Annotated in this window: 12 protein-coding genes; 3 read left to right on the top strand and 9 right to left on the bottom strand. The window is 50.6% G+C overall.

Features of this window, described 5'->3' with window-relative positions:
* The first annotated feature begins 41 nt into the window (after positions 1-41).
* The gene (locus BZG73_RS07215; RefSeq protein WP_077667967.1) at positions 42-995 is read left to right on the top strand and encodes a tyrosine-type recombinase/integrase; all 954 of its coding nucleotides are present in this window, start codon (positions 42-44) and stop codon (positions 993-995) included.
* On the opposite strand, the gene BZG73_RS07210 is transcribed toward BZG73_RS07215, so the two are convergent.
* Both BZG73_RS07210 and BZG73_RS07205 read right to left on the bottom strand, forming a co-directional pair.
* The gene (locus tag BZG73_RS07210; RefSeq protein WP_077667966.1) at positions 996-2,000 is read right to left on the bottom strand and encodes a D-alanine--D-alanine ligase; all 1,005 of its coding nucleotides are present in this window, start codon (positions 1,998-2,000) and stop codon (positions 996-998) included. It abuts the gene before it with no gap.
* Positions 2,001-2,229: 229 nt separating this feature from the next.
* Positions 2,230-2,715, bottom strand: coding sequence for an SPOR domain-containing protein (locus tag BZG73_RS07205; protein ID WP_167369751.1), 486 nt, complete (start codon positions 2,713-2,715; stop codon positions 2,230-2,232).
* A 283-nt stretch (positions 2,716-2,998) separates the two neighbouring features.
* Here BZG73_RS07205 and BZG73_RS07200 point away from each other — a divergent pair, with 283 nt between their 5' ends.
* A complete protein-coding gene (locus BZG73_RS07200) occupies positions 2,999-5,704 on the top strand; it encodes a bifunctional acetate--CoA ligase family protein/GNAT family N-acetyltransferase (RefSeq protein WP_077666674.1) in 2,706 nt (901 codons plus the stop codon).
* 83 nt (positions 5,705-5,787) lie between these two features.
* On the opposite strand, the gene BZG73_RS07195 is transcribed toward BZG73_RS07200, so the two are convergent.
* Positions 5,788-6,708: a LysR family transcriptional regulator gene (locus tag BZG73_RS07195; protein ID WP_046075835.1), complete on the bottom strand. Its 921-nt coding sequence runs from the start codon at positions 6,706-6,708 to the stop codon at positions 5,788-5,790.
* Positions 6,709-6,908: 200 nt separating this feature from the next.
* Here BZG73_RS07195 and BZG73_RS07190 point away from each other — a divergent pair, with 200 nt between their 5' ends.
* Entirely contained in the window at positions 6,909-8,540 is a 1,632-nt protein-coding gene (locus BZG73_RS07190) for a DUF2813 domain-containing protein (RefSeq protein WP_077667965.1), read from the top strand.
* Positions 8,541-8,566: 26 nt separating this feature from the next.
* Here the strand turns inward: BZG73_RS07190 and BZG73_RS07185 are convergent, their stop codons facing one another.
* Genes BZG73_RS07185 through BZG73_RS07160 form a run of 6 tightly spaced genes read right to left on the bottom strand, consistent with a single transcriptional unit; the run spans position 8,567 to position 13,410 of the window.
* Positions 8,567-9,115, bottom strand: a complete 549-nt coding sequence (locus BZG73_RS07185; protein ID WP_101494482.1) for a DUF3833 domain-containing protein — start codon at positions 9,113-9,115, stop codon at positions 8,567-8,569.
* A complete protein-coding gene (locus BZG73_RS07180; RefSeq protein WP_077667964.1) occupies positions 9,112-9,645 on the bottom strand; it encodes a chalcone isomerase family protein in 534 nt (177 codons plus the stop codon). The genes BZG73_RS07185 and BZG73_RS07180 overlap by 4 nt, the downstream gene beginning before the upstream one ends.
* Positions 9,642-10,160 (bottom strand): DUF2878 family protein, encoded by a 519-nt coding sequence (locus BZG73_RS07175; protein WP_077667963.1) that lies wholly within the window; start codon positions 10,158-10,160, stop codon positions 9,642-9,644. The genes BZG73_RS07180 and BZG73_RS07175 overlap by 4 nt, the downstream gene beginning before the upstream one ends.
* 3 nt (positions 10,161-10,163) lie before the next feature.
* Positions 10,164-11,405, bottom strand: coding sequence for an SAM-dependent methyltransferase (locus BZG73_RS07170; RefSeq protein WP_077606600.1), 1,242 nt, complete (start codon positions 11,403-11,405; stop codon positions 10,164-10,166).
* Positions 11,406-11,407: 2 nt separating this feature from the next.
* On the bottom strand, positions 11,408-12,154 hold the full coding sequence (locus BZG73_RS07165) for a DUF1365 domain-containing protein (RefSeq protein WP_077667962.1): 747 nt from the start codon (positions 12,152-12,154) through the stop codon (positions 11,408-11,410).
* Entirely contained in the window at positions 12,151-13,410 is a 1,260-nt protein-coding gene (locus BZG73_RS07160) for an NAD(P)/FAD-dependent oxidoreductase (RefSeq protein ID WP_077667961.1), read from the bottom strand. The genes BZG73_RS07165 and BZG73_RS07160 overlap by 4 nt, the downstream gene beginning before the upstream one ends.
* Between the last annotated feature and the right edge of the window lies 1 nt (position 13,411).

The raw sequence follows: 13,411 nt of genomic DNA, 5'->3' as shown, positions 1-13,411 counted from the left end.
TCTGATATATTAGTGCTAGCAATAAAAAGTTATAGTGCATTATGAAGAAATTATTACCATTAGACCCAAGTGACATTGAAGCAAGTCAAACTCGCTTTAACACTGGTGCATTAAGCATTGAAGAATGGTCGTCCATCACACAAAACGCCTACAGCAAAAACTCGCTATTGAGTTATCGCAACGACTGGCGCGTTTTCGTTGCTTTCTGTCAAGAACAAAACGTGACGCCCCTTCCTTGTGCCGTCACCACACTGCGCCGCTTTGCTGAAATAACGGCGAACCAGCGCAAGATTTCGGCCGTTCGTAGGATGGTTATCACCGTCGGTTTGGTGCACAAGCTTCACCAATTTAAAGACCCGAGCAAGCATCGAGAGGTGAAGTACGCAATGGCGCGCCTTCTGCAAGAGAAATTACCGGAAAGCCGCGAAGCCACACCTTTTCAAGCCTATCACTTAGCTAGCTTAAATCAGCAGCTTGCAAGCTCTAAGCGCCTAAAGGATATTCGAGACCGCTTGGTTTGGTCGCTTTGTTATGAAGGATTATTAAAGCGAAGTGAATTAGCCGCCCTGTCGGTGGAGGACCTTGTCACCGCTGAAGGCCAAGCATTCATTTTGGTGAAAGAGCAACGCGTGCCGCTGTCTGAATCAGTCGCAACGCTGCTCATGGACTGGCTCGAAAAAACAGGGATCAGCCAAGGTCCCCTACTGCGTCGAATCAACAAACATGGTCACCTAGGAGAAGCGCCTCTCGACCCTTCCTCTATCTATCGCGTGTTCCGCAGAGCCAGTACACTTTTAGACGAGTCGGTCACTTTCTCTGGTCAGTCACCGCGTGTGGGAGCGAGCCGATCGCTGGCGAAACAGGGAATGTCCATTAAACAAATTCAGTATATGGGACGTTGGAAAAGCCCAGCCATGCCAGCGCAATATGTCGGTAACACGGTAGCTAGTGAGCAAGCCAAGTCGCGTTACCGACGCAAAAAGCTCACCGATTAATCAATTAACCCGTCGACCCGTGGCCGTGCTAATACAAGATGCCAAATATTCATGGAATGCCAAGCCATGGTGCTCCACCAGTTTGGGGAACATAGAAATAGGTGTCATGCCGGGAAATGTATTAATCTCGTTAACTAAGATTTCGTTGTCTTCCGTTAAGAAGAAATCGATACGTGACATATCTTTTAAACGTAGTTGCTTGAATGCTTGATGTGCGTATGAACGAATTGCCTCGACCTGCTCTTCGGTCAGATCTTCTGCCTCAATATAGGTGTTACTGTGGCTACCCTCGCTATACTTTTCTTCGTAAGTGTAAAAGCTCCCTTCAGGGCAACGGATTTCCCCAGGCCGTGTCACGATTATTTCATCGCCGACTTGAAACGCCGCCACTTCTAATTCACGCGGCTTGATGGCTTTTTCGATCAATACTTGGTCCGAGAAGGTGAATGCATCGGCAATCCGCGCTTGTAGCTGCGCTGCATCCGTTACGTGGTAACAACCCACACTAGAGCCTTGGCTCGCCGCTTTCACAAACACCGCCTGATGGTCGGCTAAAAACGCGGAGGCACGTGCTTGACTCTGCTCGCCTTGGTCGGTGATAAACACATAGGGAGTATTGGGGATGCCCAGTGCATCAAACCATAGCTTTGACGTTATTTTATTAAAACAGATCTGGCTGCCTTCCGCGTCACACCCTAAATAAGGAAGGCCAGTGATCGTCAGTAATGACTGAATATCGCCTGTTTCGCCCGGGAAGCCATGAAGGCAAGGCACGACATAGTGAATTTGCGTGTGTTCTACTTTACTGCACAGGTTGCCATCTGTATCGAGGTGACAGCGCATGCCATCATCAAGGCGCCACCCGTCTTGGGTCATTTCAACTTTGTGCACCTTAATGCGCGGTAATTTAGCCAATTGTGATTCAATATACTGAGCAGACACGAGGGAAATATCATGTTCTGCCCCGCCGCCGCCGCATAACAAAAGCAGGTTGAGTTTGGTCATTTTCTTCTCTCATCACGCGTCGAAACGCGCTATTCGGACATTAACGCCATAGTAGACAAATGCCGTTTCGCTTTCATCTATCAGAGACGTTTTATTGGTTGATTAGAGCCCATTTGCTGCAGGTTTGTTCAATCTGTGCTGCCAATGCGTCTCCACAATACAGGGATAAACGCCACGCAACAAAAAAGCTGGCATTCGCCAGCTCTTTTCAACCACACCAATTTGCGAATTAATTTACGCGGATCATCTCAGGTGTTGAAGACCGTTTTATTTTACCAATATCGCGTACAAAAGGACCATATTGCTGAATCGTTTGTGGCAGCGCTTTAATCGCACGCTTGGCCGCATCACGGCTTGGGTACTCACCATACAACAAGGTGTACCAAGGCAAACCATCTACCATTTTTTTGTTGCTCCACAATGGCTGGTCGCTCGGAAGCCGTTTGGCATAATCACTGAACCCTCTATCATGGCTAAGGGCAACGACTTGGATGGTATACCCAGCGCCTTGCGTCGCTGATTTCACCGTTTGCTTTTTCGGTGCCGGCTTCGGCTCAGGCTTGGCCGTGTTCATCATTGGCTCGGCGTCTGCCGTTTGCGCGGTATCGCGCTTGTCAGTTGATTCAATTGTCTGACTGTAGATTTCAGTGGTAACGCCACCGCTACTGCACCCAGTTAGCAGTATCGCGATGGCCAGTAAGCCCAATTTTTTCATTGTGATTCTGTCAGTTATCCAAGTTTGCTTCATTGTGCCCCCGACCCAGTAGCCATTCAACCAAAAGTTATCCTCTTGCACGAGGTTTCCGGCTACAGCTCACAGATAGTCATGTTAAACGTCGTTTTTTAGTCTATCTCACGGTTCACTTTCTGCCATGCCGAGATCACATTGCGTTAAAAAAAACCGTTGAATTCAAGCGCGAACCGATAAACTGGCTTGTGAACACGCTTGCGCCATTGCGCACCACAAGCAAGCACTCGTCAAACCAACGGAGGGCATCATGGCCGGTATCGATCAACTCCTCAAGCCAAAGTCCATCGCGGTGGTGGGCGCCTCTGATCACAGTGGTCGTGCAGGCTACGTTGTTACACGCAATTTGCAATCCGGCGGTTTCCAAGGCCCTATCATGCCCGTGACACCCAAATACCAAGCGGTCGCCGGTATCTTGGCCTACAAAACAGTGGCTGATCTCCCCTTGGTGCCTGATTTGGCCATCCTCTGTACGCGTGGCGAGATCACGCCTCCTCTTATTGAGCAGCTTGGCGAGCGCGGAGTAAAGCTCGTGATTGTGCTAGCAGCGGGAATGCGGGGGCAATTAAATGCTGAGGGGGTAAGTCAGTATGACGCTATGCAACAGATTGCGGCGAAATATACCATGCGGGTGCTCGGTCCCAATAGCCTTGGCATGATCTTACCTTGGCTCAATCTCAATGCGTCGTTTGCGCCAGTACCCGCCAATAAAGGCAATATTGCCTTTGTGTCTCAATCAGCCGCCGTTTGTACCACCATCTTAGATTGGGCGCGGAACAAACGCATCGGCTTTTCCACCTTTATCTCGCTCGGTGAAGCGAGCGATATCGACTTCCCAGAGTTACTCGATTTTCTTTGTCGCGACAGCAAAACCGACGCCATTTTGCTGTATGTCGACTCTATACGCGACGCGCGCCGATTTATATCAGCTGCTCGTGCCGCAGCCCGTAATCGACGAATTCTCGTGCTTAAAAGTGGCCGCACACGAGGTGGCTCTGTTGCACTCGAGCAGCTCAGTCATACCAACATTGGCTTAGATGCCGCTTATGATGCGGCTATTCGCCGCTCTGGGATGCTACGTGTCAACAATACCCACGAGCTTTTTGCCGCTGTTGAAACGCTTTCTCACTCGGTACCACTTCGCGGAGAACGCCTTGCGATTATTACCAATGGGGGTGGGCCGGCGGTGATGGCCGTCGATACGCTCATGGATGCCGGTGGCAAACTGGCCACGCTCAGCGAGCAGACGCTCGACGCATTGCACCAGGTCCTTCCCAAAAGTTGGTCGCAAACTAACCCCATTGACATTGTTGGTGACGCCGACATGCAAAGATATCAAGCGGTGATTGATATCGTACTAAACAGTGACGATGCCGATGCCGTGCTCATCATGCACTCTCCTTCTGTCACGGCACCAGGACTAGCGACCGCTAAGGCCATAATCCATTCACTCAAAGAAAACCCGCGCGCGCGTCGATTCAATATTCTGACCAACTGGCAAGGCGAAGGCGATGATGCCACGGTCGCGCGTCTCGCTTTTACCCACGCCGGGTTCCCGACCTATCGCACACCCGAAAGCGCCGTCACCGCCTACATGCACCTTGTAGAATACAGGCGCAATCAAAAGCAATTAATGGAAACGCCCACCTCAACCGGGAGTATGGACTACGACTTGCCCGCCGCTCGCGCCTTTATCGATCAAGCAGAAGATATCGAGCATTTGACCTTAACCACCCATGAAGTCCGTCCCTTGCTCGAAGCCTATGGCATGCAAGTGATATCGACATGGCTCGCCACCGATTCCGTCGAGGCGGCACAAATTGCCGAGCAAGTCGGCTATCCTGTGGCGGTAAAACTCCGCTCCCCAGATATTCGCCATAAATCCGATGTACAAGGCGTGATGCTCAATCTACGCACCGGCGCTGAAGTCGCAAATGCCGCCCAAGCAATTGTTGATCGCGTCGCGGTCACGTTCCCAGAGGCTCGAATTCAAGGCTTACTTGTTCAATCCATGGCTTCCCGCGCTGGCGCGCAAGAGTTGCGGGTCACCATCAGCAACGATCCCGTATTTGGTACCATTATTCTTCTGGGTGAGGGAGGCTCGGATTGGGATGTGACCAAAGATGCCGCCGTTGCGATCCCGCCATTAAACATGGCATTGGCACGTTATCTGGTCATTGGCGCGATAAAGAGCGGCAAAATCAAACAACGTGGTTTTCCGATCTCCATTGATATTGCCAGTTTGTGTCGCTTTTTAGTGACCCTGTCACAGATGATCATTGATTGTCCCGAAATTGATGAACTCGATATTCATCCTTTATTGGTGTCTGGCAATGAGCTGACTATTTTGGATGCATCCCTACGATTGCGCGATTACGCAGGTAGTCAACAAAAGCGGTTAGCGATACGCCCCTATCCGAAAGAGCTTGAGCAGTCTATCCAGCTCAAAAACGGGCAGACCATTCTGCTGCGCCCCATCCTCCCCGAAGACGAGCCGACGCACAAAGCCTTCGTAGAAAAAGTGTCCGAAGAAGATTTGTATCGTCGATTTTTTTCTGACGTCGGCGAGCTCAACCATGAAGCGCTCGCTAATTTAACCCAAATTGATTATGACCGTGAAATGGCACTCGTGGCTACTTGTCATCTTGCGTCTGGCGAAGAAGAAATTTGGGGGGTAGCACGCTTGCTGGCTGACCCACAAAACACCGACGCTGAGTTTGCCGTGCTCGTGCGCTCCGACCTAAAAGGAGTGGGGTTAGGTCGCGTTCTCATGCAAGCCATCATCGATTATGGTCGTCAAGCGGGGTTGTCGCGGATCACCGGGATGACCATGCCCAATAACCGTGGGATGATCGCATTGGCACAAAAATGTGGTTTTAGTATTGATGTGCAAATGGAAGATGGCATTGTCGATATGCAACTGTCTTTGCACCCAAACCCGCCGATTAACGATTAAGAGCGTCTCGGCGGTCTTCGACTGTGTTCGTACGCCGTGCGATCGGACTCACTGATCGCGGCTAAAGACGAGCGAGCGTCCCCCTATTTCATCGACTTGTCAGCAATAGGCATATCCCCAGCTTGTAAGTAGGGTTCAAGTAGCTTGGGAAGCTGGCGTACTAACCATGACTTAGCATTGCCCATTCGGTTGCGTTTCCACGCCAGCCCGAGCGTTAACTCGAATGGCTCTCCGCCTTTTAAACGTTTCAAACGACCCGTATTAAGGTCATCTTGTATCCAGAACCAAGGTAAGGTACCGATCCCTTGTCCGTTTAAGATGGCTGCGTACTTATCGTGCATTGAGCTGACAGTAAGCCGTGGTTGGTCTTCTAACACATTGAAGGTTTTAGGTTGCATACCTCGCGCGGTATCCGCCACCGCCACCCCGCGATATTTGGCTCGTACATCAGGCTCTACGGGACGCGCTTCTTTGTGAATAGGATGGTCGGGCGCTGCCACCCAGTAGGCACTCATATCGCCCAAAGGCTGAACTTTGATGCCCTGCGGCACTGTGTCGGGAATGGGTGCCACCAACACATCGGTGCGGTCTTGAGCCAGCGCTTCCCAACATCCTGCCAATATTTGTTCCGACAGCTTAAGGCGTGTATTACTTTTTTTCGCCAAGCGCTCAATCAAGGGAAAGAAGAAATGGCTTTTAAATAACCCGTCATACGCTAAGCAAATTTCTAATTCCCAACCATGCGCCAGAGAAGCGGCGTCGGCCACCATTTCATCTGCTGCGTTCAACAGCATGCGCCCGCGTTCAACTAATAAATACCCGGCATCGGTGAAGGTTGCACGATGCCCTGAACGGTCAAAGATGACTAAACCGAGCTCGTCTTCCAACTTCTGAACCTGATAGCTCAGCGATGATGGCGCACGATTCAATGATTCAGCTGCCGCGGCAAAACTTCCTTTTCTCTCAATGGCATCAAGCACTTGCAAAGCTTCAAATGATAGCATGACGGTCTCTTAGTCGTTGCCCATTCGGGGCGAGATAACTCATGTTAAACACTATATCAGGGTTTGGCTCACCGCCATATCGCAAATCTGGCGCTAACATGCGCTCGCTTAAATGCAATAAATCAGGCATATAGCACAAAACCATCACGGGTTTGGTTTCCTTTTTAGTGAAGGTGTCATACTGTAAAACAGAGGTGACGATGAGACTAGACCGAATTGAAATAGCAGGCTTTCGTGGTATCAATCGCCTGTCACTGCAAGTAGATGAGCTGACCGTTTTAATCGGTGAAAACGCATGGGGAAAATCGTCTCTGCTTGATGCGCTAGAAATTGCATTGCACCCAAGTGGCGATAAACCCCAGTTTAAACGGTCGGACTTTCACGTTGACCATGTCTTAGGTGTCTTGCCTGAACAACAGTTTCAAATCATCCTTCGCTGGCAAGAGAGCTTCCCCGGTGAGCATAAAGCGCGCCGCTATCGTCGTTTTAAACCCGTTTGGAATGGGAACAACGCGGGGTGTCGAACCCTTGATTATTGCTTAAGCGCCACCATCCAAGAAAGTAAAGTCGCGGTACGGAGAGAGTTTTTATCCTCACAAGGCGATATTATTGAGCAAGCAGACAGCGACGCGCTCGCCAGCCACCTAATGCAAATTCACCCAGTTGTTCGTGTGCGTGATGCCAGACGCATGCGCGTGCCTGGGCAAGCAGTGACAAAAGATAACACCCGCCTTGAGCAGCGGTTAGACAACACCTATCGCCGCCTGTTGATGATGCCCGGCCATGTGAATAAAGGCGAGATAAAAAGTGGCCTGCATGCCATGCGTCAATTGCTCGATCACTATTTTGCCGCCTACGAGCATGACCGCGATCCTTATCCCATTCATGCCCCGGGTGCATTAGCCATCACTCATAACCAAATGCACCCGCTCGAAGCGGTGGCCGCCAATACCTCTAATCAAAGTCGGCTCGTGCTCATGGGTTTATTGAGTGCATTTGTCCGGGCGCGCGGGCCAAAACAGCTCAAACGTAATGCGCGGCCAGTGATGTTATTTGAAGATCCAGAAGGGCGACTTCATCCAACCTTACTGAATCAAGCGTGGCGCTTGATTCAGTTGATGCCGATGCAAAAGTTGCTCACCACAAACAGCGGTGACTTGCTCGCGGGCGTACAACTGGATCATATTCGCCGACTGGTGCGACACCCCACTGAAACGCATAGCCACCAAGTACCGCCTCACCTTCTTAGCAAAGACGAGCGCCGCCGCGTGACCTTCCATGTCCGTTTTCACCGACCCAGTGCGCTATTTGCACGCTGCTGGTTGCTGGTGGAAGGAGAAACGGAGATATGGCTGTTTAACGAGCTAGCGCGATTGCAAGGTTATGACTTAGCTGCAGAGGGTGTACACCTTATCGAGTTTGCCCAAAGTGGATTACGCCCGCTTATCAAGGCTGCAAAAGCATTAGGTATTGAATGGCATTTGGTGGCGGATGGTGATATGGCTGGTAAGAAGTACGCTGCGACGGCGCGCGGGCAAATAGAGCATCAACCAGAGGGCGCGCGTTTAACCGTGCTGCCTGATAGAGATATTGAGCACTACTTGTACAACAACGGCTATGAGCCTTTGTTTCGCGACATGGCCGGCGTCACCAGTCAACAGCCCCACATGAATGACAAACGTATTATCGCCAAAGCCTTAAAACGCTATGCCAAGCCTGACGCCGCGTTGGCGATCATCGCCTATACCGAGAATGAGTTAAAAGCCCCCATTCCCAAGCTGCTGCGCTGGATTATTCAACGCGCAATCGGTTTGGCCAGAGGTGTTGGTTAACGCCTCTGACTCGTCGTATTCGCGAACTATTGCTCCACCCGCTCAAAAAACAGCGTGACTTTGCCTACTTCAATCCCCCACTTGCGCATTGAAGTAACGTTAAAAAGGCGATCTTGGTCTTGCCGAAACATCCAGTCATCAAAGTGAAGCTGATATTCGCTATCGCCGACGGGAACCACTAAATCATAACGCCAATTAAGCGCATTGCCCGCCACAACACCTGTTGCTGTCCCGACGATATCGCCCGCCGTCCCCGTGTAAGTGCCATCAGAGTGACGTTTAATCGTCCAAACCCGGGTTTGCGTTTCGCCATCAGCATACACAAAGGATTCATCCAGTGTCAGTGTGTCGCCTTCTACCACACCGTCGATATCGACAACGAAGCGTCGGGTTTGCTCGCCGGTAAAATCTTGTACCATGCCCCACGCTTTTGTTTGTCCCTCAAAGTACTCAAACAAGTTAAAGTCTGGCTTGCGCCCTTGATAGTCTTCAATGTCGGCAGAGCACGCCGCCAATAGCAAAGCACTCACCAATACCGTCAGAATTTTGCCTATCGTCTGCGTCACTTGTCTCATGGCGTTTCTCCTAATAATGCTCGACGATGATCTGGATAGTCAGTGTCTTCTGATAACCAGATTGCGAGAAAGGCATCTGCCAACTCGATGTCCTTGACCGTCAAGGTCTCTTCCCAGTCTTTCCCTTTTGGCTGAGCGTAAAAAACGCCCTTTTGCGCGTGGCGAACAAACGCAAGACGATCGCCCTCTGTTATCTCTCCCCATGCGTTGTCCAGCGCTTGTTGCCAACGCGTTCGTTGTGCTTCCGAAAAGCCCAAGTGCTCCCATTGATCGTTTGTTGCTTTCATCAGTCGTTCGTCACTGATATCGCGCGCGTAGGTAATCACTAAAGCATGAGGCGCTTGCGCTTGATAACGCCCGGTCGGTGAGCGCAGTGATGACTGATATATCGTCCACCAGCCCCAAGTTAGCGTCGCTTCGCCAACTTGTGGCCAGCTTTGCCATGTCATTGAAGACGAGGTCGCCCCCATGGTGGCGTAAGGCGTTGCGAGCGCGAGCATTAATACAAGGTGTTTCACCCACTTATTCATGGCTCTCTCCTTGTCGCGGCAGAACGGACATCTAACTGGTGTTGCAGCCATTGCATCAGATTAATCAGGATGATGCTGTAGACTAACCAAGTGCCAATCAGCACCGCGCCAGTGACCCATATGGACTCTGGGAAGCTTAAAACCCCTAAACGCTCTCCTGCCCAGTAACTGCTTGCGCCACCCAAACTGCCCAGCGCCGCCATAAACCAAAATGCGCGTGCGAGGATAAGCTCACGCATTAACCACGCAAAGCTGCAAAACCCTAGCCAGAGTAATAGTAGCCACAGCGGCATCACAACGTACTCGGCCTCAACAGCCAACCACTGTGTGTGGAGTAATAAGCTATCTCCAACCAACCCAACGGGCGTAAGCACGGCAATGGCCCACATCACGCTGCGGTCATAAAGAATCGCGCCCAGTAGCATCGCGACCATTAACCACTGAAAGCTCGGCGGGCCAAGCGCCGCCGAAAACCAGTAAACATTGAACAATAAAGAGATAACGACAAAGCGCACAGATTATGCCTCTCGCCAAGCAGGACGGCTTAGGAGTAGCTGGACCGCACTGATCGTACGTTCCTTAAAGCCGCCCTCACAATAACAAAAGTAATAGCGCCACAAACGTGCAAAACGATCGTCATAGCCGTAATCGCGCAGTACCTCCGTCTGCTGATTGAAGCGTGTGTGCCAATCAGCCAAGGTTTGTGCGTAATCCAAGCCGATGTCTTTTAGATCTCTGATCACAAAATCGGTTTGAGCGGTGAGGTGAGACAACAATACGCTCACTGAGGGTAAAAACCCTCCGGGGAAAATATGCTTTTGAATAAAGTCGACGTTACGGCTGTAATGCTCGTAGCGCTGATCAGCAATGGTGATCGCTTGGATGGCCATTAAACCACTGGGCTTAAGCAATGACTGACATTGACGGACAAAGGTATCTAGATACTCTTTCCCCACCGCTTCAATCATTTCAATCGATACCAGTTTATCGTATTCACCGGTCAGATCGCGGTAGTCTTTTTGTAGCAGCGTGATCTTATCTTCCAGCCCTTCTCGCTCGACACAGGCTTTTGCCCAAGCATATTGCTCTTGTGAAATCGTGGTGGTGGTCACGCGGCAACCGTAATGCTTAGCCGCGTAGACCGCCATTCCTCCCCAGCCAGTGCCAATCTCGAGCAAATGATCGTTAGAGGTCAGCGCCAGCTGTCGGCACAGCCGGTCCATCTTTTCCACTTGGGCTTGCTCTAGGGTCATTTCTTTATCAGTGTAAATAGCACTGGAATACAGCATTTGCTCATCAAGAAAATGACGGTACAAGTCGTTGCCGAGGTCATAATGTGCTGCGATATTGCGGCGCGCAGTCTCTTTTTCATTGCGATTGCGCCAGTGAGCAAGCTTGTTCCCTAGTCCCACCAGCCAGCCAGTGTGCTTTTCAATTCTGTCGATAGCAGGAAGGTTGCGAGCAAATACGCGAATTACGTCGGTCAAATTCGGTGATTCCCACCAACCATCGATGTAAGCCTCGGCCGCCGCAATGCTACCACCGGTTAAAATCCGGGTGTAAAAACGTGGGTCGTGTACCAGCACGGATGCATGTAATTGTGCCTGAGGATCACCACACTGTAAGGTTTGGCCCTGCTCATCAACCAGCGAGATACACGCTTCATCAACATGTGCTAGCAGGGTATAAACCAACTGTTTAGCGTAGTGCTCTTTACGTGTCAGTGTGCGTTGACTCTGAGGTACGTCCGTTGCAGACATAATTACTCCTTCTTCGCACTCGGGTGCGGATAAAACGGTGCGCCCTTTATCCAAAGTTTGAGCGCTTGCCAATAAATACCAATGACAACTTTTACTGTTTCCATCGGCGTCCGGATCAATAACTTACTCAGTGTTTTTGATGTAAATGGACGTCGCTGCAGTCCAAGTGTGGCGTCGAATTCTTTCTGTTGTCGGTGAGCCTCGAGGTGCAAGTGAACCCGCGTACCTAAAGGGCGAAGACGCCAGTGATAACGTTGCTTAATGGGATTAAACGGTGAGACATGAAACGCTTTGTCATGCTCATACCGCTGACCCGCAGGCACGGCATAATAATGCCGCTCTCCCCACGGGGTATTACTCACTTCGGCTAATAAATAACGCCAGTTATGGGCTTGGTCATAGAGGTAATAAAAGTTGGCTGGACTGAAATACACGCCCAAATAACGTAGCTGGCACAACGCATACACTTTCCCCTCAATGCGCTCGCCCGTCAGTTCCTGAACCTTATCGATGCATGCCGATTTGGTGTCGGCTTGTCCATTCAAATAATCGCGATGATCAAAGGCAGCTAACCCCCACTTGCCCAAGCGAAAACCTTTGACCTGTGATGCCAGCAAACTAAGCTCATCAAGATCAATCACAGGCATAAACACCGAGTAATTGAACGTGTGTTTTACCGGGCTAAAACGCCGATGCCGCACTTGCCCGACATACAACCCGCTATTTAGTGCTGAAACCGACTCACTCACGAATTGATCCCCTCCACGACATCAAGCGCACTCCGCACACCATCCTCGTGAAAGCCGTTATACCAATAGGCGCCACAGAACCAGCTGCGTTGCTGGCCATTAACCCGATGGCGCTGCTGCTGTGCGGCAACACTGTCGGTATTAAACACGGGGTGAGCATAGACAAATTGCTTAAGAATTTTACTCGGCTCGATCCTGTCGGTTTGATTTAACGTCACGCAAAATGTCTCAGGCGCCTGAATTGACTGCAATATATTCATATTGTAGGTCAAAGCCGCTGGTTCTGTGTCTATTTTGTCTGACAACGGTAAATGATAATTCCAACTCGCCCACGCGCCTTGACGCTTAGGCAACAGCGACGTATCAGTGTGAAGCACAACCTCATTGTCTTGATAGGGAATCGCCCCAAGCACCTGTTGTTCCGCTTCACTGGGATCGGCCAGCATGGCCAAGGCTTGGTCACTGTGACAGGCAAAAATCACCTGCTCAAACGCCTGCTCACCGGCTTCTGTCGTCACCCACACCGTATCAGGGGTCCGGCGGACCTTTGTCACGGGTGAATTCAGATGGATCTTATCCTCAAAGGCAGGCGTGAGCTTTTTAACGTACTCACGTGAGCCTCCGGGGATCACATACCATTGCGGTCGATTCGCGATATCCAACAGGCCGTGGTTTTGGAAAAAACGCAAAAAGAACGCCAAGGGGAAGCCACGCATATCCGACAAGGTAGATGACCAGATAGCCGCGCCCATGGGGAGAATATAGTTTTGACAAAAATAATCACTGAACCCATGTTGATTGAGAAAATCGCCTAGGGTATTGAGTGCGCCTTGCCGCTCCGCTTCACCCGTTTCATGTGCGTCGCGCGCGAGGCGATTGAATCGCATGATCTCCGCCAAAAAGCGGTAGAAGCGTACATTGATGACATTACGCTTCTGCGCAAATAACGAGGACAGGCTATGCCCGTTATACTCCAGTCCATTCGCATCATTGCGAACACTAAAGCTCATCTGAGAAGGTTGACGACCTACACCGATCTCATTGAGTAAACGTTCATAATTTGGGTATGTGCGATCGTTAAAAACGATAAAGCCGGTATCAATCGCGTACTGTCCACTGGCGACGTCGACATCGACCGTGGCCGTGTGGCCCCCCAAATAATCATTCGCTTCAAACAAGGTGATGTCATGCTGTTTATTGAGATAATGAGCACACGTCAAACCGGCAATGCCTGAGCCGATGATGGCAATTTTCATG

Origin of the sequence: Salinivibrio siamensis (genome assembly GCF_001996005.1) — a bacterium.
GTDB lineage: Bacteria > Pseudomonadota > Gammaproteobacteria > Enterobacterales > Vibrionaceae > Salinivibrio > Salinivibrio siamensis.
This window is presented reverse-complemented; position numbering and strand designations above follow the sequence as displayed.